This window comes from Cellulomonas sp. ATA003, assembly GCF_031582905.1.
GTDB lineage: Bacteria > Actinomycetota > Actinomycetes > Actinomycetales > Cellulomonadaceae > Pengzhenrongella.
Genome location: NZ_CP133990.1, coordinates 2007566 through 2026381, shown reverse-complemented (window position 1 = coordinate 2026381; position 18816 = coordinate 2007566). Strand labels below are relative to the sequence as shown.

Annotated in this window: 12 protein-coding genes and 4 pseudogenes; 4 read left to right on the top strand and 12 right to left on the bottom strand. The window is 74.1% G+C overall.

Annotation, left to right across the window (positions count from 1 at the left end; all coding sequences use genetic code 11):
* Positions 1–22: 22 nt before the first annotated feature.
* From REH70_RS09930 to alaS, 5 genes and pseudogenes are all read right to left on the bottom strand, one after another.
* Complete coding sequence (locus tag REH70_RS09930) at positions 23–1699, bottom strand: ATPase, T2SS/T4P/T4SS family (protein WP_310754045.1); 1677 nt, start codon at positions 1697–1699, stop codon at positions 23–25.
* A gap of 190 nt (positions 1700–1889) precedes the next feature.
* Positions 1890–2759 carry a shikimate dehydrogenase gene (locus REH70_RS09925; RefSeq protein ID WP_310754043.1) on the bottom strand — a complete coding sequence of 290 codons (870 nt, stop codon included), beginning with the start codon at positions 2757–2759 and terminating at the stop codon, positions 1890–1892.
* An 88-nt stretch (positions 2760–2847) separates the two neighbouring features.
* A pseudogene (mltG, locus tag REH70_RS20615) lies at positions 2848–4314 on the bottom strand (endolytic transglycosylase MltG); the annotation flags it as partial.
* Positions 4315–4493: 179 nt separating this feature from the next.
* Positions 4494–4586: pseudogene (locus REH70_RS09910) on the bottom strand (Holliday junction resolvase RuvX); the annotation flags it as partial.
* A gap of 19 nt (positions 4587–4605) precedes the next feature.
* Positions 4606–7302 carry an alanine--tRNA ligase gene (alaS, locus tag REH70_RS09905; protein WP_310754041.1) on the bottom strand — a complete coding sequence of 899 codons (2697 nt, stop codon included), beginning with the start codon at positions 7300–7302 and terminating at the stop codon, positions 4606–4608.
* Positions 7303–7488: 186 nt separating this feature from the next.
* Here alaS and REH70_RS09900 point away from each other — a divergent pair, with 186 nt between their 5' ends.
* Positions 7489–7734 carry a hypothetical protein gene (locus REH70_RS09900; RefSeq protein ID WP_310754039.1) on the top strand — a complete coding sequence of 82 codons (246 nt, stop codon included), beginning with the start codon at positions 7489–7491 and terminating at the stop codon, positions 7732–7734.
* Between the two features lie 148 nt (positions 7735–7882).
* On the opposite strand, the gene REH70_RS09895 is transcribed toward REH70_RS09900, so the two are convergent.
* From REH70_RS09895 to REH70_RS09885, 3 genes and pseudogenes are all read right to left on the bottom strand, one after another.
* Positions 7883–8248: a DUF948 domain-containing protein gene (locus REH70_RS09895; protein WP_310754038.1), complete on the bottom strand. Its 366-nt coding sequence runs from the start codon at positions 8246–8248 to the stop codon at positions 7883–7885.
* Positions 8249–8414: 166 nt separating this feature from the next.
* The gene (rpsD, locus tag REH70_RS09890) at positions 8415–9041 is read right to left on the bottom strand and encodes a 30S ribosomal protein S4 (protein ID WP_310754036.1); all 627 of its coding nucleotides are present in this window, start codon (positions 9039–9041) and stop codon (positions 8415–8417) included.
* A gap of 261 nt (positions 9042–9302) precedes the next feature.
* Positions 9303–10723: pseudogene (locus REH70_RS09885) on the bottom strand (replication-associated recombination protein A).
* Positions 10724–10813: 90 nt separating this feature from the next.
* Between REH70_RS09885 and REH70_RS09880 the strand changes: the two are divergent.
* The 3 genes and pseudogenes from REH70_RS09880 (at position 10814) to REH70_RS09870 (ending at position 15015) form a co-directional block, all read left to right on the top strand.
* Positions 10814–13078, top strand: coding sequence for an MMPL family transporter (locus REH70_RS09880; protein WP_396134741.1), 2265 nt, complete (start codon positions 10814–10816; stop codon positions 13076–13078).
* A 114-nt stretch (positions 13079–13192) separates the two neighbouring features.
* Positions 13193–14370 (top strand): annotated as a pseudogene (locus REH70_RS09875) (LLM class flavin-dependent oxidoreductase).
* Between the two features lie 24 nt (positions 14371–14394).
* Entirely contained in the window at positions 14395–15015 is a 621-nt protein-coding gene (locus tag REH70_RS09870; protein ID WP_310754033.1) for an FMN reductase, read from the top strand.
* 31 nt (positions 15016–15046) lie between these two features.
* Here the strand turns inward: REH70_RS09870 and REH70_RS09865 are convergent, their stop codons facing one another.
* From REH70_RS09865 to REH70_RS09850, 4 genes are read right to left on the bottom strand one after another with little or no spacing between them, the layout of a single operon-like run.
* Positions 15047–16351 carry an ATP-binding protein gene (locus REH70_RS09865; RefSeq protein WP_310754031.1) on the bottom strand — a complete coding sequence of 435 codons (1305 nt, stop codon included), beginning with the start codon at positions 16349–16351 and terminating at the stop codon, positions 15047–15049.
* A complete protein-coding gene (locus REH70_RS09860) occupies positions 16348–17115 on the bottom strand; it encodes a glycosyltransferase family 2 protein (protein WP_310754030.1) in 768 nt (255 codons plus the stop codon). Before REH70_RS09860 ends, REH70_RS09865 begins: the two co-directional genes overlap by 4 nt.
* Positions 17049–17834 carry a glycosyltransferase family 2 protein gene (locus REH70_RS09855; protein WP_310754029.1) on the bottom strand — a complete coding sequence of 262 codons (786 nt, stop codon included), beginning with the start codon at positions 17832–17834 and terminating at the stop codon, positions 17049–17051. Before REH70_RS09855 ends, REH70_RS09860 begins: the two co-directional genes overlap by 67 nt.
* On the bottom strand, positions 17831–18487 hold the full coding sequence (locus tag REH70_RS09850; protein ID WP_310754028.1) for a HEAT repeat domain-containing protein: 657 nt from the start codon (positions 18485–18487) through the stop codon (positions 17831–17833). Before REH70_RS09850 ends, REH70_RS09855 begins: the two co-directional genes overlap by 4 nt.
* Between the last annotated feature and the right edge of the window lie 329 nt (positions 18488–18816).

Genomic DNA, 18816 nt, shown 5'->3' with positions numbered 1-18816 from the left:
CACCCGGCCGTTCACCCGGGCGCTACGCGACGACCCGCAGCACCTCGTCCATCGACGTCAGGCCCATCGCGACCTTCGCCCACCCGTCCGCGCGCAGCGGGACCATGCCCTGCTCACGGGCGGTGCGGGCGACCTCGGCGCTCGAGGACCGCGCGACGGCGTGCCGCTCGATCTCCTCCGTCACGCGCATCACCTCGTGCACCGCGATCCGGCCGCGGTACCCCGTCTTGGAGCACGCCGGGCAGCCGACCGGCCGGAAGACCTGCGGCCGCTCCTCGCCCGGCTGCCACGGGTAGCCGGCGCCGACGAGCTCGGCCTCGCTGGGCTGGACCGGCACCTTGCAGCGGTCGCAGAGCCGACGCGCGAGTCGTTGGGCGACGACGGCGTCGAGCGCGGAGCCCACGAGGAAGGGCTCGATCCCCATCTCGACGAGGCGGGTCACCGCCGACGGTGCGTCGTTGGTGTGCAGCGTGGAGAGCACGAGGTGTCCGGTGAGCGCGGCCTCGATGGAGATCTGGGCGGTCTCGTGGTCGCGGATCTCACCCAGCAGCACGACGTCGGGGTCGGACCGCAAGATCGAGCGCAGTGCGCCGGCGAAGGTGAGCCCGGCCTTGGGGTTGACCTGGACCTGGTTGACGCCGGCGATCCTGCTCTCGACCGGGTCCTCGACGGTGATGACGTTGACCTCGGGCCGCGAGACCGCGTTCACCGTCGCGTAGAGCGTCGTCGACTTGCCCGACCCGGTGGGTCCGGTGACGAGGATCATCCCGTAGGGCTTGGTGTACGCGGCCCGGTAGGTCTCGAGGTTGGTCCCGAGGAAGGACAGGTCGCGCAGGTCCAGGCTCGCCGACGAGTTGTCGAGGATGCGGAGCACGATCTTCTCGCCCCACACCGTGGGCAGGGTCGCGACCCGCAGGTCGACCTGTCGACCGTTGTGGGTGACCGACATGCGCCCGTCCTGGGGCTTGCGCCGCTCGGCGATGTCGATGTCGGCCATGATCTTCACCCGCGAGATGACGCCGCCCTGGATCTGCTTGGGTGCGCGCTGGGTCTCGTGCAGCACGCCGTCGATCCGGTACCGCACGCGCAGGTCGTGCTCGGCCGGCTCGATGTGGATGTCCGACGCGCGGTCGGTGATCGCCTGCGTGACCAGCAGGTTGACGAAGCGGACGACCGGCGCCTCGTCGTCGGCCACCTCCGCCATCCGGCTCGCCTGCTCCTCGGCCCGCTGCGCCTCCTCCTGCTCGAACGCCGACGACAGGTTCTCGATCTCGCCGTCGACCCGGCAGAACCGGTCGATGGCGCGCAGGAGGTCGTCCTGCGTCGCGACGACGGTCCGCACGGCCATCCCGCAGAAGGTGCGGACGTCGTCGACCGCGACGACGTTGCCCGCGTTGGCGGTCGCGAGGACGAGGACGCCGTCCTCGAGCGCGATGGGGAGCACGACGTGACGCCGGCACAGCGAGCCGGGGACCATCGAGACGGCCATGCGGTCGACCGGGTACTCGTCGAGGTCGATGAACGCCATGCCCACCTGCGCGGCGAGCGCGGCGACGAGCTGGCGGTCGGTGAGCATCCCGATCTCGACCAGCGTCGTGCCCAGCGACTGGCCCCGGACCCGCTGCTCCGCCAGGGCGTCCGTCAGCTGGGACTCGGTCACCAGGCCCTCGTCGAGCAGGATCTGGCCGAGCTGCTTCACGGGGTTCCTCCGTCCGCGACGCCACCACGGCGCTGCGGGAGGTCACCGCACGCCGGACGTCACCGGACCCATCGGCCGGCCGACCCGGTTCGTTGAGGAACATCGACCCCGGATCCCGACGGCCGCCCGCCCAGACGCCCAGCGGTCAGACGCCCAGCGGTCAGAGGCCCAGCGGTCTGACGCCCAGCGGTCAGAGGCCCAGCCGCTCGGTCAGCGCCCGGTCCATCGCCGCGAGCGGCGCGACGCGGCCCGTCATGAGCCGCACCTGCTCCGCCGCCTGGTGCAGCAGCATCCGCTCCCCGCCGACGACGACGCCGCCCGCGGCCGCCCAGGCGGCGGACAGCGCCGTCGGGCGGGGGTCGTAGACGACGTCGAGCAGGACGCCGTGCACCCGGCGCCCGGCGAGCTCGGCGGCGAGCCCGTCGGCGGCGTGCGCGGGCACCGTCGAGACCACGACGTCCGCCTGCGCGGCGGCGTCGGCGACGGTGTCGAGCCCGGCGTACCGGGGCTCGACCCCCATGCGGTGGGCGGCTCGCAGCAGCGACCCGGCCCGCCCGAGCGAGCGAAGGTGCACCGCGGGACTGGTGCAGCCGAGCTGTCCCAGCGCCGCGAGGGTCGACGCGGCGGTCGCCCCCGCGCCGACGACGACGGCCGTGAGCGGACCGGGACGACCGGCCTCCCGGACCGCCAGCCCCTCTCCCAGCGCCGCGACCAGGCCGTGCACGTCGGTGTTCGCCCCGACGAGCACCGGCGAACCCGGCGCGTGCTGCACGAGGACCGTGTTGACAGCGCCGACCACCTCGGCGAGCGGCTCGACGTGGTCGAGCAGCGGCAGCACGGCGTGCTTGAGCGGCATCGTCAGGCTCAGCCCGGCCCACGTCTCGTCGAGACCGCTCAGCACGCCCGCCAGAGCGTCGGTGTCGACGTCCATCGCGTCGTAGCGCCACTGGTCGAGCCCCAGCGCGGCGTAGGCGGCACGGTGCAGCACCGGGGACAGCGAGTGGGCGACCGGGTGCCCGAGGACGGCCGCCCGACGGGCGGACCCCTGGGTCGCGCTCACCCTCGTTCTCGGCCTGCCAGGCGCGCAGCCTCTGCACGTTGGCGTTGTGGTCGGCGAGGTTGTCCGCGAACAGCGTCTCGCCGGTCTCGAGGTTCACCGTCACCCAGAAGATCCACGGGCCCGGCGTCGGGTTGAGCACCGCGGTGATGGACTCCGCGCTCGGCGCCGCGATCGGGCCGGGCGGGAGGCCGGTGAACCGGTACAGGTTGTACGGGCTGTCGGTCTCCTTGTCGGCGTTGGTCAGGGCCGTGCCGGGCTTGCCGAGGCCGTACGCGAGCGCCGCGTCGATGTCCAGGCGCATCTCGCGGCCCAGTCGGTTCTCGATGGCCTGCGCGATCTTCGCGCGGTCCTCGGCGCTGCGGCCCTCCCGCTCGACGAGCGACGCCTTGATGAGCACGGTCTGGCGGTCGGCGGGCTGCACGCCGAGGCCGTCGAGCACCGACACGGTCTGGGCGACCATGTTCGCCAGGATCGTCGTCGCGTCCACCGTCGGCTCGAACTGGTACGTCTCGGGGAACAGCCAGCCCTCGACGTTCCCGCCCGCCTCGGGCGGCAGACCGATCGCGGCCGGGTCGGCGGCCGCCGCGGCGAGCGCCTCGACCGGGATGGTCGTCACCGCGGAGATCCGCTCGTAGGTCTGCGCGGCCGTCAGCCCCTCGGGCACGGTCACGCGATACGACACACGGCGCGCCGGGTCGAGCAGAGCGGCGACGGCGTCGGATGCCCGCATCTCCAGCTGCAGCTCGTAGGTCCCTGGCTGGATGGACGGGGCGTCCGGGTTGGCGGTGTACGCGGAGGTGAACGCGCCGACGGTCGCCACCACGCCGGCGTCCGCGAGGGTCTCACCGATGGCGGCGCCGGTGTCGCCCGGGTTCACGACCACCTGGGTGGCCCCGCGCCCGGGCCCGGGGTGGTCGGCGACGACGGTCGTGCCGTCACCGCGGTCGAGGAGCGGCCCGAGGACGCTGAACACGGCGAACCCGGCACCGACGAGCAGCAGGACGACGACCGCGATCGCGATGCCCCCACGGCGGCGGCGCCGGCGACGCAGCACCTCGCGGTCGTCCGCCGGGCTGCCGGACCGGTGCGGCGGGACGACCGGCTCGGTCGCCTCGGCGCCGAACAGCTCGGTCACGGCGGTGCCGCCGCCGCTGTCGGTTGACGGCCACTGCTGGTCGGCCGACTGCTCACCGCGTTCTTCGTTGACCACTGTGTCTACCGATCCGTCGTCTCGCCGTCGCCTGCCGCACCGCGTGCCGGTGAGCCGGGGTCCGACGGGACCCGCTCCCCGCTCGCGACCCCCGGCGCGCTCCGCCTCGAGTGCGGACTGCAGGATCACCACCGCGGCCGCCTGGTCGACGACCTGCCGGTGGCGACGCCCGGACCTCCCGGACGCGTGCAAAGCCTGGTGCGCGGACACCGTGCTCATCCGCTCGTCCACGAGCCGGACCGGGATGGGTGCGACTGCGGACGCCAGCGCATCAGCGTAGACGCGTGCACCCGCGGATGCCGAACCCTCCGACCCGGACAGGTGACGGGGCAGCCCGACGTACACCACCGCGGCGAACCGGTCCGCGGCCTCGGCGGCGATGCGCTGGACGTCGGCCGGCAGATGGGCCGACGGCGCAGCGCCCGCCGACTCCCCGTCGCGCGGGTCGGTCCGGCCTTGAGGTACCGGGTCCACCCGGCGGTGTCCCGCGGCACCGTCTCGACCGGGGTTGCGACGATGCCGTCGGGGTCGCTCGCGGCCAGGCCGATGCGGACGGAGCCGACGTCCACCCCGATCCGCGCGCCGCGTGGCAGGCCGTCGCCGGCGTCGGCGCTCATCGTGCGCCCGCGGATGCGCTCACCGGGCGGCGACCGAGCCGACCTCGGCGGCGACACCGGCGAGCGCGGCCGGGAGCGCGGCGGCGTCCGTCCCGCCACCCTGCGCCATGTCGTCCTTGCCGCCACCACCGCCGCCGAGGACGCCCGACGCCGCCTTCGCCAGCGCGCCCGCACGGATGCCCCTGGCCCGCGCCTCGGCGTTGGTGACCACGACGACCAGGGGGCGCTCCTTGCTCACGCCACCGATCGCGACGACGGAGGCGGCCGACTCCCCGAGCCGGCCCCGCACGTCGAGCGCGAGGGCGCGCAGATCGTCGGCGGACGACACCGCGCCGGCGTCGTGCACCACGACCCGGGTGCCGTCGGCCGTGGTGACCGGGTCGGCCGCGAGCGTGCCGGCCGCCGCGAGCAGCTGCCCCTGACGCAGGGAGGCGAGCTCCCGCTCGGCCTCCTTGAGCCGCCCGACGAGGGTCGACACGCGGTCGGGCAGCTCCTCGGTGCGGACGTTGAGCAGCCCGGTGAGCTGACCGACCAGCGCGTGCTCCTTGGCGTGGAACCCGTAGGCGCCGTCGCCGACGAGGGCGTCGACGCGCCGCACGCCGGAGCCGATCGACGACTCGCCGAGCAGCGTGACCAGGCCGAGCTGGCCGGACCGCTTGACGTGCGTGCCGGCGCACAGCTCGCGCGACCAGTCGCCGCCGATCGAGACGACGCGGACCCGGTCGCCGTACTTCTCGCCGAACAGCGCCATCGCGCCGGACGCGCGGGCGGCATCGATGTCCATGACCGCGTCGGTGACCTCGAGGTCGTCGGCGAGGCGGGTGTTCACCCGCTCCTCGATCTCCCCGAGCGAACCGGCGGGCAGGCCGCTGCCGTGCCGGAAGTCGAAGCGGATGCGGTGCGGGGCGTTCTCCGACCCGGCCTGGGTCGCGGTGTCCCCGAGGGCCTCGCGGACCGCCTTGTGCACCATGTGCGTCGCGGTGTGCGCGCGGCTGATCGCGCGGCGGCGGTTGGTGTCGATGGTCGCGGTCCCCGGGTCGCCGAGCGCGACCGTGCCTTCGAGGAGGCGGCCGCGGTGCACGGACATCCCCTTGATCGGGGCCTGGACGTCGTCGACCTCGATGACCGCTCCCGAGTCGAGCTGGATCGTCCCGTGGTCGGCGAGCTGGCCACCGGCCTCGGCGTAGAACGGCGTGCGGTCCAGCACGACCTCGACGTCGAGAGACCCGGACGCCGGTGCGGTGGCGACGGGCTCCGGGACGCCGTCGACCAGCAGGCCGTCGACCCGGACGCGCGCGACCGTCTCGCTGTACCCGAGGAACTGCACGGGCTCGCCCAGGTTCGACTGCAGGGCCCGGTACGCCTCGGCGCCCGCCGGTCCCGCCTTCTTCGCGAGCGCGTCGGCGCGCGCCCGCTGCCGCTGCTCCTGCATGAGGCGGCGGAACGCGGGCTCGTCGACGGTCACGCCCTGCTCGGCGGCCATCTCCAGGGTCAGGTCGATCGGGAACCCGTAGGTGTCGTGCAGCGTGAACGCCTGCTCACCGCTGAGCCGCGGGGTCCCGGACGCCCGCGCACCGGCGACCGCGGTGTCGAGGATCGTCGTCCCGGCCACGAGCGTGCGCCGGAACGCCTCCTCCTCGGCGATCGCGATGCGCGAGATCCGTGCCCAGTCCGCCTCGACCTCGGGGTAGGACTCCTTCATCGCGTCGCGGGAGACGGCGAACAGGTCGGGGAACGTCGGCGTCTCGACGCCGAGCAGGCGCATCGCGCGCACCACGCGGCGCAGCAGACGACGCAGCACGTACCCGCGCCCCTCGTTGGAGGGCACGACGCCGTCGCTGATGAGCATGAGGGCGGACCGCACGTGGTCGGCGACGACGCGCATCCGGACGTCGTCGTCCGCGTCGGCGCCGTACCGGCGTCCCGACAGCCGCTGCGCGGCCTCGATGACGGGGAACACCTCGTCGATCTCGTACATGTTGTCGACGCCCTGGAGCAGGTACGCGACCCGCTCGAGCCCCATGCCGGTGTCGATGTTGCGCTGGGCGAGCTCGCCGCGGATGCGGAACTCCTCCTTGCCTTTCACCTCGTCGATCTCGTACTGCATGAAGACGAGGTTCCAGATCTCGAGGTAGCGGTCCTCGTCCGCGATCGGGCCGCCCTCCGCGCCGTACTCGGGGCCGCGGTCGATGTAGATCTCCGAGCACGGGCCGGCCGGGCCGGGCTGGCCGGTGGACCAGTAGTTGTCCTTCTTGCCGCGACGCTGGATGCGCTCGGTCGGCATGCCGGCGATGGTCTGCCACAGGCCGTACGCCTCGTCGTCGTCCTCGTAGACGGTGACCCAGACCGTCTCGGGGTCGAAGCCGTAGCCGCCGTCCGACTGGGGCGTGGTGATGAGCTCCCACGCCATCCGGATGGCGCCCTCCTTGAAGTAGTCGCCGAAGGAGAAGTTGCCGTTCATCTGGAAGAACGTGCCGTGCCGCGTGGTCTTGCCGACCTCCTCGATGTCGAGGGTGCGCACGCACTTCTGCACGCTGGTCGCGCGCGGCCACGGCGGGGTGCGCTCACCTACCATGTAGGGGATGAACGGCACCATGCCGGCGACCGTGAACAGCAGCGACGGGTCCTCGGAGACCAGCGAGGCCGACGGCACGACGGCGTGGCCGCGGCTGGAGAAGTAGTCGAGCCAGCGCTTGCGGATCTCGGCGGTACGCATGATGTCCTCAAGGGTTCGGAGCGCCGCGGTGTTCCGCGACGGCGGGCCGGTGGCCCGTGGGTCGGTCGGTCAGAAGAAGGAGTAGCCCGTCGGGCCGTCGTCGGGGTCCTCGGCGCGGCGTGCCCCGCTCCCCGGGCGGCGGCGGCCGAGCCGGGGCGGGGGCGGCCGGGCACAGCGGCGTCAGCGGTGCCCGACGTCGTCGTGGTGCCCGGCGTCGTGGTGCCCGGCGTCGCGGTGCCCGACGCCGCGGTGCCCGACGCCGTCGCGCCCGCTTCGGGCGCGCCGGCGGGTGGCGCCTCCTGCTCGGCGCGGCCGGCCCGCTCGGTACGCCAGGCGTCGACGGCGCTGCGCGCGCGGTCCAGGTCGGCGCCGGCCAGCAGCGCGGACCGCAGCTCCGCCTCGCGCTGCGCGGTCCCGGCCGCGAACTCGTGACGCACGGTCTCGAGGACCCCGCCGAGCGCGGCCACCGCGCCGACCGCGGAGCGCGCACCGGCCGGGACGTGCTTCTCGGTCACCTCACGTGCCGTGCGCAGCGCGACGACGGTCGCCGTCGCGCCGACCGCGACCCAGAGGAGGCGCCTCACCGGGTGCCTCGCGACGGCAGGACGGCCCCGACCGCACGGCGCACGCCGTAGGACAGCGCCGCGAGCTTGAGCATCGGCTCGCCGACGGTCGCGGCGAACAGCGACGTCAGGGCGGACACGTTCTCGCCCACCTGCGCGGCCGACGTGGTGATCGCGTCCACCTTGCCGAGCTGGGCGTTCGTCGACGCGATGGTGGTTGCCGTCTCGTCGAGCACCGGGACGGTGTGGTCGGTGATCTCCTTGACCGAGGCGCGGGCCTCGTCGAGCACCCGGCCGAGCTTGACCAGCGGGATCGCCAGCGCACCCACGAGCAGGACGAACGCGATTGCCGCGATCAGCCCCGCGATGTCTCCGAGCGACATTCTGTGCACCTCTCCACCACGTTGCGAGGTCCGTCCGACGCCCGGTGGACCGCCAGAACCCTACCGTCCGACGACGAACGCCCCGCTCGTCACCGTGAGGCGCGAACGGGGCGTCCGGGTCGGTGGCGCGAGGCGCCACCGGAGGTGGAACGGGTACCTGCTGAGGTCAGCGGGCGTAGTACTCGACGACCAGCTGGACCTCGCACGTCACCGGGACCTCGGCGCGCTTCGGGCGGCGCGTCAGCACGGCGCTGAGCTTCTCGAGCTGCACGTCGAGGTAGCCCGGGACGGCCGGGAGGACGTCGCGGTGCGCACCGGCGGCGGCGACCTGGAACGGCACGGTCGCCTGGCTCTTCGGCTTGATCTGGATCGTCTGGCCGGGCTTCACGCGGAACGACGGGCGGTCCACGATCTTGCCGTCGACGAGCACGTGGCGGTGCACGACGGCCTGGCGGGCCTGCAGCACGGTGCGGGCGAAGCCGCTGCGCAGCACGAGCGCGTCGAGGCGGGTCTCGAGGATCTCGACCAGTGCCTCACCGGTCAGGCCCTGGTCCTTGCGGGCCTCCTCGAAGGCACGGGCCATCTGCTTCTCGCGCAGGCCGTACTGGGCACGCAGACGCTGCTTCTCGCGCAGACGGACGGCGTAGTCGGACTCGGTCCGGCGGCGGGCACGGCCGTGCTCGCCGGGCGGGTAGGGCCGCTTCTCGAAGTGCTTGACGGCCTTCGGCGTGAGCGCGAGGCCCAGCGCACGGGAGAGGCGCACCTGGCGGCGCGCACGGGTCACGGAGGACACGGTGATCTCATTCCTGTCGTTCGGTGGTGACGTCACACCCGCGTGCGGACGATGGTCCGGCGGGCGTGGGGCCGACCATGTGCGAGCGGACTCGCAGCGGCTGAGGCCCCAGGTGGTCGTCCTCGGCCGGGGCGCACGGGGGCAGCCGGACCATGGACAACCCGGAGAGCCTACCGCACCGACGTCGATGCCCGGGCGCGGGCGGCCCTCGCCAGCCCGGTCGCGGCCCCAGCGGCCCTGTCGCGCCGCCCTCCATCGGCCCTACCGGTCGTCGAGGATGGACCGGATGCGCTCGAGGCGCTCGGTGACCGACCGCTCGTACCCGCGGTCCGTGGGCGTGTAGTACCGCGTCCCGACGAGCTCGTCCGGCAGGTACTGCTGCGGTGCGACGGCGTGCGGCTCGTCGTGCGCGTACCGGTACCCGACGCCGTGCCCGACCTGCTCGGCCCCCGCGTAGTGCCCGTCGCGCAGGTGCGCGGGCACCGTCCCGATCCGTCCGGCACGCACATCCGCGAGCGCCGCGTCGATCCCGAGGTACGCCCGGTTGGACTTCGGAGCCGTGGCCAGGTGGACGACGGCCTCGGCGAGCAGGATCCGCGCCTCCGGCATGCCGATGAGGGCGACCGCCTGCGCCGCGGCGACGGCCGTCTGCAGCGCGCTCGGGTCGGCCATGCCCACGTCCTCCGCGGCGGCGATGACGATGCGCCGGGCGATGAACCGGGGGTCCTCCCCGCGGCGATCATCCGCGCGAGGTAGTGCAGGGCGGCGTCGACGTCCGAGCCGCGCATCGACTTGATGAAGGCGCTGATCACGTCGTAGTGCTGGTCGCCGTCACGGTCGTAGCGCACCGCGGCGACGTCGACCGCCCGCTCGACCGTCGCGAGGTCGACGACGGCGGGGGCCTCTGCGCCGGGGCTGCCGGGGCTGCCGGGGCCCTCGGGGCTCCCCGGGCCGCCGTCCCGGCCGCGGTCGGACAGCGCCGCGCCCGCGGCCGCCTCGAGGATCGTCAGGGCCTTGCGGGCGTCGCCCCCGGACAGCCGCAGGAGGTGGTCCTCCGCGTCGGCCTCCACCGTCACCGAGCCGGCCAGGCCGCGCTCGTCGGCGACCGCGCGCCGCACGAGCGTGCGGACGTCGGCGGTCTCCAGCGGGCGCAGCGTGAGCAGCAGCGAGCGGGACAGCAGCGGGGAGTTCACCGAGAAGCTCGGGTTCTCGGTGGTCGCGGCGACGAGCGTGACCCAGCGGTTCTCCACGCTCGGCAGCAGCGCGTCCTGCTGCGCCTTGGTGAAGCGGTGCACCTCGTCGATGAACAGCACGGTCTCGCCGCCACCGGTCGCGAGCCGGCGTCGGGCCTCGTCGATGACCGAGCGGACGTCCTTGACGCCCGCGGTCACCGCGGACAGCTCGACGAAGCGGCGCCCGGACGTCGCCGCGATGAGGTAGGCGAGCGTCGTCTTGCCCGTGCCGGGCGGGCCCCACAGCACGACCGACGTCGGCGAGGCGCGCCGGGAGCCCTCGTCCGCGGGCTCCACGAGGCGGCGCAGCGGCGAGCCGGCGACCAGCAGGTGCCCCTGTCCGGCGACCTCGTCCAACGACTGCGGGCGCATGCGGACCGCCAGCGGCGCGTTCGGAGCGGCCGTCGGCAGACCTTGTGAGGTCGAGGTGACGGCATCGAACAGGTCCATGGCGTGAGCCTACGCAGGGCCGCCGACGCGTCCGTCCACGGGCGGCGGCACCCGGTGAGCACGGGTGCGCGGGCGTCGCCCTCACCTGCGATGCTGGCCCGCGTGTTCGAGACCCTCGGCCGCGGGATCGCCCGGCGCCCCCTGATCTCCGTCGTCGTCTGGGTCGTCCTGACCGTCCTCGGGTTCGCGCTCGCCCTCGTGGGGGTCCAGGGCGAGAACCTCTTCGAACGGCTGTCCAGCGGCGAGCCGTCGGTGCCCGGGTCGGAGAGCCAGCGGGCCAACGACCTCATCCGGGAGTCGTCGGGCACGGGCGCCTCGCTCACCCTCCTGCTCGACGGCGTCGACCCGGCGGACCCCGCGCTCGCCGCCGCTCTGGCCCCCGCTCACGAGGACCTCGCGGCGATCGACGGCGTCGCGGCCGTGATCGACCCGCTCGTGCTGCCCCAGGGGGCGGCGAACCCCGCCGCGGCCCCGCTCATCGCCGTCGACGGCGACGGCTTCCTCGTGGTCGTCGACCTCGACCCGGAGCTCGACGCGGCCGCGGAGGCGACCGCGCTGGAGCGGGTCGCCGAGCGCCTGGGCACGGTGACCGACGACGTCGCCGACGTCGCCCCGGGCGTGACCGGCGTCGTCGGCGGCGAGTCGCTCATCGTCGAGGCGATCACCGACCAGGTCGAGGAGGACCTGACGACCGGCGAGGCGATCGCCCTGCCGATCGCGCTGCTCGTCATGGTGCTCGTGTTCGGCGGGCTGCTCGCCGCGTCGATGCCGATGGTCGGGGCGATCGCGTCGATCGCCGGCGGCCTCGGCATGCTGCTGGCCCTCTCCTACGTGCTCGACCTCGACGCGTCGACCGTCAACGTCGTCACCCTGCTCGGCCTCGGGCTGTCCATCGACTACGGCCTGCTCATCGTGTCGCGGTTCCGCGAGGAGCTGCACGGGGCGACCGGCGCCGAAGCAGGTGCCGGCACCGCGGGGGCTGCGCGGCGTCGTCGTCGGCGGGGCGACCCGGCGGTGACCACCGCCGTCGTGCGCACGATGGCGACCGCCGGCCGGACCGTCGCCTTCTCGGCCGTCACCGTCGCGATCTCCATCGCCGGGCTGCTGTTCTTCCGCCCGGACATCCTGCGGGCGTTCGGCGCCGCCGGCGTCGCGGTCATCGTCATCGCGGTCGCCACCGCGCTGACCCTCGTCCCGGCGATGCTCGTGCTCCTCGGCCGCCGGCTGCTGCGCCCGGGCCTCGTCAGCCGGGTGCCGGGACTGCGCGCGGTGCTCGCGCACACCGCGGACGTGCAGTCCGAGGAGGGCGCCTTCTCGCGCCTCGCGGCCCGGGTGCAGCGCCGCCCGTGGCTCGTCCTCGGTGGTGCGCTCGCGCTCCTGGCCGTGCTCGCCCTCCCGCTGGGGCACCTGCAGCTGCGCAACTCGACGATCGAGCTCCTGCCCGCCGGCTCCGAGCAGCGCGACTACGTGCAGGCGCTGACCACGGACTACCCCGCGTCGACCTCACCGACCGTCCTCGTCGTCGCGGAGACGACGCTCGAGGACGCGGCGACCTGGGCGGCGACGCTCACCGACGTGGACGGCGTCGCATCGGTCGACCCGCCGGCGCCGATCGGGTCCCGCGTGCTCGTGGGGGTGCGCACGACCGACGACGACGCCGGGGGTGCGCAGGCGCAGGGCGTCGTCGCCGACCTGCGCGACCTCGACCCCGGCTTCCCGACCTGGGTGACCGGCCAGGCCGCCGGTCAGATCGACTTCGTCGCGGCGCTGGCCGAGCGAGCGCCGTGGGCGGCCGGTCTGGTGGTCCTGGCGACCTTCGTCCTGCTGTTCCTCATGACCGGCTCGGTCGTCATCCCGATCAAGGCCCTGCTCACCAACATCGTCTCGCTCGCCGCGTCGCTCGGTGTCCTCGTGTGGGTGTTCCAGGACGGCAACCTCTCGGGCGTGCTCGACTTCGTGTCCACCGGTGGGATCGAGACGTACGTCGTGGCGCTCGTCATCGCCTTCGCCTTCGGGCTGGCGATGGACTACGAGGTCTTCCTGCTGTCCCGCATCAAGGAGCTGCACGACGCCGGCTTCTCGAACGACGAGTCCGTCCGCCTGGGGCTGCAGCGCTCCGGGCGAATCATCACGTCGGCCGCGGCGATCATCGTCGTGGTATTCGCGGGGTTCGTGTTCGGCGAGCTGCTGGTCATCAAGGAGGTCGGTTTCTCGCTCGCGGTCGCGGTGATCATCGACGCGACCCTCGTCCGGCTGCTCCTGGTGCCGGCGACCATGACGCTGTTGGGGCGGCGCAACTGGTGGGCGCCGCCGTTCCTGCGGCGCGTGTACGACCGCGCCGCGATCACGCACTGACGCGCTCCGGAATACCCGCTCGGTGCGGACGGTTGGGCAGCATGTACATGCAGACGCATCGACCTGGGTGGTCGACGTCGACTGCATCGCCGCTGACCAGCGAGGAGCGCCACCATGCAGTTCGGGATCTTCACCGTCGGGGACGTCACCACCGACCCCACGACCGGCCGGACGCCGGACGACACCGAGCGCGTGCGGTCGATGCTGACGATCGCCCAGCACGCCGAAGAGGTCGGGCTCGACGTCTTCGCGACCGGTGAGCACCACAACCCCCGTTCGTGCCCTCGTCGCCGACCACGATGCTGGGGTACCTGGCGGCGAAGACCGAGCGGATCATCCTGTCGACCTCGACGACGCTCATCACCACGAACGACCCGGTGAAGATCGCCGAGGACTACGCGATGCTCCAGGTCATCTCCGGCGGCCGGATGGACCTCATGATGGGCCGCGGCAACACCGGCCCCGTGTACCCGTGGTTCGGCCAGGACATCCGCCAGGGCATCCCGCTCGCGATCGAGAACTACGCGCTGCTGCGTCGCCTGTGGGACGAGGAGGTCGTCGACTGGCAGGGCAAGTTCCGCACCCCGCTGCAGGGCTTCACGTCCACGCCCCGGCCGCTGGACGGCGTGCCGCCGTTCGTGTGGCACGGCTCGATCCGCAGCCCCGAGATCGCCGAGCAGGCCGCCTACTACGGCGACGGCTTCTTCCACAACAACATCTTCTGGCCGGTCGAGCACACCGCGACGATGGTCGCGTACTACCGCCGCCGGTACGAGCACTACGGCCACGGTGCCGCGGACACCGCGGTCGTCGGCCTCGGCGGCCAGGTGTTCATGCGAGCGAACAGCCAGGACGCCGTCCGCGAGTTCCGCCCGTACTTCGACAACGCCCCCGTCTACGGCCACGGCCCGACGATGGAGGACTTCACCGAGCAGACACCGCTCACCGTCGGCAGCCCGCAGCAGGTCATCGACCGGTACGCCTCGATGCGCGAGCACGTCGGTGACTACCAGCGTCAGCTGTTCCTCATGGACCACGCGGGCCTGCCCCTCAAGACCGTGCTCGAGCAGCTCGACCTGCTCGGCGGGGAGGTCGTGCCGGTGCTGCGGCGCGAGCTCGAGGCCAAGCGCCCGGCCCACGTGCCCGCCGACCCGCCGAGCCACGCCGATCGCGTCGCGGCCGCCCGGGGTGCCGGCTCGGCCCCCGGCTCCCCGCCAGCTCACCCTCCGCGAGCACGCCGGCGCCCCGGCTGCCCGCTGACCAGCGCGGAAACCCCGAACCCGGCCCGCTGACTGAGCGCAGAACAGGACATCACCATGAGCACCACCCGTACCCGGTCCCTGGTCGTCGTGACCGCCGGGCTCAGCCAGCCGTCGTCGACCCGGCTGCTCGCCGACCGCCTCGCGCACGCCACCGTCACCGAGCTCGCCGGACTGGGTGAGACCGCCGAGGTCACGACCGTCGAGCTGCGCGACGTCGCCCACGACGTGGTCAACGCCATGCTCACCGGCTTCCCGAGCGGCGACCTCGCCCGCGCGATCGAGCGGCTGACCGCGGCGGACGGTCTCATCGCCGTCACGCCGCTGTTCACCACGACGTACTCCGGGCTGTTCAAGTCCTTCGTCGACGTCCTGGACAAGGACTCCCTCACCGGGATGCCCGTCCTGCTCGGCGCGACCGGCGGGACGCCCCGGCACTCGCTCGCGCTGGAGTACTCCGTGCGCCCGCTCTTCACCTACCTGCGGGCCGACGTCGCCACGACGTCGGTCTTCGCCGCGACGGACGACTGGGCGGGCTCGACCGACGAGGGTCCGCTCCCGGCTCGCATCCGCCGGGCCGGACGCGAGCTGGCCGGGATGGTCGCGACGCGGCGCGACGACGGTCCGGACGACCCGTTCGCCGACGCGCCGTCGTTCGCCGACCTGCTCGGCGGCTGACGACGGGGGCTGACGACGGGGCGGCTGCCCCTCAGCGGGGCAGCTCGAACGTCACGGTGGTCCCCGTGCCCGGTGCGGAGACGAGCCGGATCGAGCCGCCGTGCGCGTCGACGATCGTGCGGGCGATGAACAGCCCGAGGCCGGCCCCGGGGATCTGCCGGGCGTCGGCGTCGTCGGCCCGGGAGAAGCGCTCGAACAGCTTCCCCTGCTGGTCCGGCGGGATGCCGGGGCCGTCATCCGCGACGGAGACGGCGACGGCGGCGTCGTGGGCCTGCGTCGTGACGACCACCGAGCCGCCACGCGGGGTGAACTTGAGCGCGTTGCCGACCAGCTCGGTGAGCACCCGTTCGACGTGCCCCCGGTCGGCCGGCACGGTCGTGCCCAGGCCCGCCCCGGCTCGCGCGGCGTCGGCCCCCGGCGTCGCCGCGAGCGCCACGCCGCCCGAGGCGGCGGCGGCTGCGAGCCCCTGCAGGACCTCGGCGACGAGCGCGTCGAGGTCGACCGGACCCGGGACCGCGGCGAGCGTGCCCGCCTCGGGTCGCGCGAACGTGAGCAGGTCCTCGACGAGGTCGAGCAGCCGGGTCGCGTTGCGCTCGACGACCTCGACCATGCGCCGCTGCTGGGGCCCCAGGTCCTCGGGGGCGGCGTCGGCGAGGAGCTCGGTGTACCCGCAGATGTTGCTCAGCGGGGTCCGCAGCTCGTGCGAGACGGTCGCGACGAACGTGCTCTTGAGGCGGTCGAGCTGCTGGAGCTCGGCGTTGGAGCGCGTCAGCTCCTCCGCCTGGCGCTCGAGCTCGGCGTTGAGGTCCCGCAGCGCCCGGTTGAGCCTGCGCAGCTCGTCCTGCGCCCGGACGCGGTCGCTGACGTCCCGGACGGCGGCCGACACGACGGGTCCGTCCTCGGCGTCCAGCGTGCTCAGGCTGATCTCGGCCGGGAACAGCGACCCGTCCCGGCGCCGCGCGGACAGCTGCATCGTCCCCATCGGACGCGCCACCGGGTCGCGCAGGTAGGCGGCGCGGTGCGCCGCGTGGGTCGGGCGGACCGAGTCCGGCACCAGCACGTCGAGCGACCGACCGAGGAGCTCCTCGCGCCGGTACCCGAACAGCTCGTCGACCTTGCTGTTCGCGAAGACGATCGTGCCGTCCGCGTCGCACCCCAGGATGGCGTCCGGCGCGGCCTCGAGCAGGTCGCGGAACCGGGCGTCCGTGCCCGGGCCGGCCGTCCGCCGCGCACCACGGGCGCCGCCGCGCCCGACCAGACCGAGCAGACCGAGCAGACCGAGCAGACGGAGCAGCGCGGACGCCGCCGTCAGCCCGCGCGGCGCGGGCCGACTCATGGTCCGGTGCGAGCGGCAGGGACGAGCGCGCCGGTGACCGCGTCGGTCCCGAAGCCCTGCCGCGTCATGACGCCCCACACGTGCTCGCGGCGGCGCAGCCCCGCCCACAGCCCCTGCAGCCGCCACAGGGCGGTGAGCTGCCGGTACCCCAGGTTCTCCACCACGGTCGCGCCGACGGACACGGCGAGGTCGCGCCAGCGGCCGTACCGGTGGAACGAGAACTCCTCCACGGCGAGCGCCGCGACGGAGACGAACACGGCGTAGGCGTACACGGCGAGAGTCACCGCGAGGGCGCTCTGCACGTCGAGGAGACCCGTTGCCAGCGCGAGCGGGCCGAGGACGAGCCCGGCGAGCTCGAGCACCGGCGCCAGCAGCTCGAAGACGACGTAGTACGGCAGCGCGACCAGCCCCACCCGGCCGTACCGGGGGTTGCCGATCATCCGGCGGTGCCGCCAGAGGACCTCGAGCAGACCGCGGTGCCAGCGGCGGCGCTGGCTCCCGAGCACCGCGAGCGTCGAGGGCACCTCGGTCCAGGAGATCGGCTCGGAGACGGCGACCACCCGGTAGTCGCGTCCGGCGTCGCGCATGGCCTTGTGCACGGCGACGCAGAGCTCGAAGTCCTCGCCGATGCACGTCGCGTCGAGGCCGCCCACCTCCACCAGGACGTCGCGGCGGTACAGGCCGAACGCACCGGAGATCAGCACGAGGCACCCCAGCCGGGACCACCCCGCGCGGCCGAGGAGGAAGGCGCGCAGGTACTCCATGACCTGGATGCGCGGCAGCCACCCCGGGGCATGCGGGCCTCCACCACACGTCCGGCGACCACCCGGCTGCCGTTGACCGCGCGCACCACCCCGCCGGAGGCCACCACGCGGGCCGGGTCGTCGACGAAGGGGCGGGCCACCACGGTGAGCGCGTCGGGGTCCAGCAGCGAGTCGGCGTCGACGAAGCACACCAGCTCGTGGCGGGCGACGTTGATGCCGACGTTGAGGGCGTCCGAGCGCCCCGAGTTGGCCTTCCGGACGACGACCAGCGGGGTGCGTCCGTCGCCGGGGACGTGCACGGACAGCACGGCGCCGGTGGTCGCGACGTCGTCGGGGATGCGCCGGTGCACCGGGACGAGCCCGTAGGCGGTGACGAGGCGGTCGAACGTCGCGTCCGTCGAGCCGTCGTCGACCACGACGACCTCGTGCCGCGGGTAGCGCAGGGCCAGCAGGGCGCTGACCGACGCGACGATGCCGACCTCCTCGTTGTAGGCGGGGACCAGCACGGACACCGCCGGGGTCAGCGGGGACGAGAGCGACTCGTCGTGGTCGGCGAACGTCGCGCGCCGACGCGCTCGGCGACCCACCCACGCGGCGAGCAGCACGAGTGCGAGGGTGCTCGAGTTGACCAGCAAGAAGTAGACGAGGACGGGCCACATGGTGACCTCGAGGACGACCTCGAGGCCGTCGCGCAGCGGACCGGTGACGAGCTCGTTCATGCGGCACCTGCCACGAGGACGCGCGCGGCGACGTCGTCGGCGGTCACGCCCAGGGCGACCAGCGCCGACCCGGCCTCGGCCGCGACCCGGGCATCGGGGTCGCCGAGGAGGCCCGCGAGGACCTCGACGGTGCGGGTCGCGCCCAGGTCGCCGAGGGCGCGCGTGGCGGCGACCCGCAGCGCCGCCGGCGCCCGGGTGGTGGTCGCGTCGACGAGATCGGGGACGGCGCCCGGCATGCCCAGCGCTCCGAGCGCGGTCGCGGCGTGGCAGCGGACGTCGGTCAGCGGGTCGTCCCGCAGCCGCACGCGCAAGGCCGCGCCGGCGCCGGTCGCGCCGAGGCGCCCCAGCACGACGACGACGGTCGACCGCACGACCGGGACGGGGTGGTCGAGTGCGACCACCAGGTCCGGCACCCCGGCCGGACCGATCCGCAGCAGCGCCTGCGCCACCGCGGCAGGCGGCACGCGCGGCGGCTCGCACGCGAGCGCGCGCAGCAGGGCGGGGACGGCGACGGGCGCACCCATCCGCCCGAGGGCACGGGCCGCGACGTGCCGGACGTCGGTGTCGCGGTCGTCCAGGACGCGGACGAGCGCCTCGACGTCGTCCACCGACCCGGCGCGACCGAGGAGGTCGGCAGCCGCCGCGCGCCGCACGGCGCGGCGCGCCCCAGGTCCCGGCCGGCCTGCTGCAGCACGCCGCGCTCGTCGAGCAGGCGCACGATCTCGGCGCGCCCCTCGCCCCGGACCTTGCCCAGCAGACCGACGACGGACGGCTCGATGACCCGCCACGAGGCACGGTCCAGGCCGGCGATGACGTCGACGGCCTCCCGCGCCTCCGGCGGGTCGCCGGCGACCAGCGCGAGCAGGGCGGGACGGTGCTGCGCGGACAGGCGGCGCACGCGGCTCTCCCGGGCGCGGCGCGTCACCCGACGGGCGACGACGCCGAGCATCACGACGAGGACGACGAGCGACGTCAGGCCCAG

What these genes read in the sequence shown, in the direction of transcription:
- REH70_RS09860 (WP_310754030.1), bottom strand. Translation starts at nt 17,115, where the DNA reads ATGGAGTACCTGCGCGCCTTCCTCCTCGGCCGCGCGGGGTGGTCCCGG.
- REH70_RS09865 (WP_310754031.1), bottom strand. Translation starts at nt 16,351, where the DNA reads ATGAGTCGGCCCGCGCCGCGCGGGCTGACGGCGGCGTCCGCGCTGCTC.
- alaS (WP_310754041.1), bottom strand. Translation starts at nt 7,302, where the DNA reads ATGCGTACCGCCGAGATCCGCAAGCGCTGGCTCGACTACTTCTCCAGC.
- REH70_RS09880 (WP_396134741.1), top strand. Translation starts at nt 10,814, where the DNA reads ATGCTGGCCCGCGTGTTCGAGACCCTCGGCCGCGGGATCGCCCGGCGC.
- REH70_RS09855 (WP_310754029.1), bottom strand. Translation starts at nt 17,834, where the DNA reads ATGAACGAGCTCGTCACCGGTCCGCTGCGCGACGGCCTCGAGGTCGTC.
- REH70_RS09895 (WP_310754038.1), bottom strand. Translation starts at nt 8,248, where the DNA reads ATGTCGCTCGGAGACATCGCGGGGCTGATCGCGGCAATCGCGTTCGTC.
- REH70_RS09870 (WP_310754033.1), top strand. Translation starts at nt 14,395, where the DNA reads ATGAGCACCACCCGTACCCGGTCCCTGGTCGTCGTGACCGCCGGGCTC.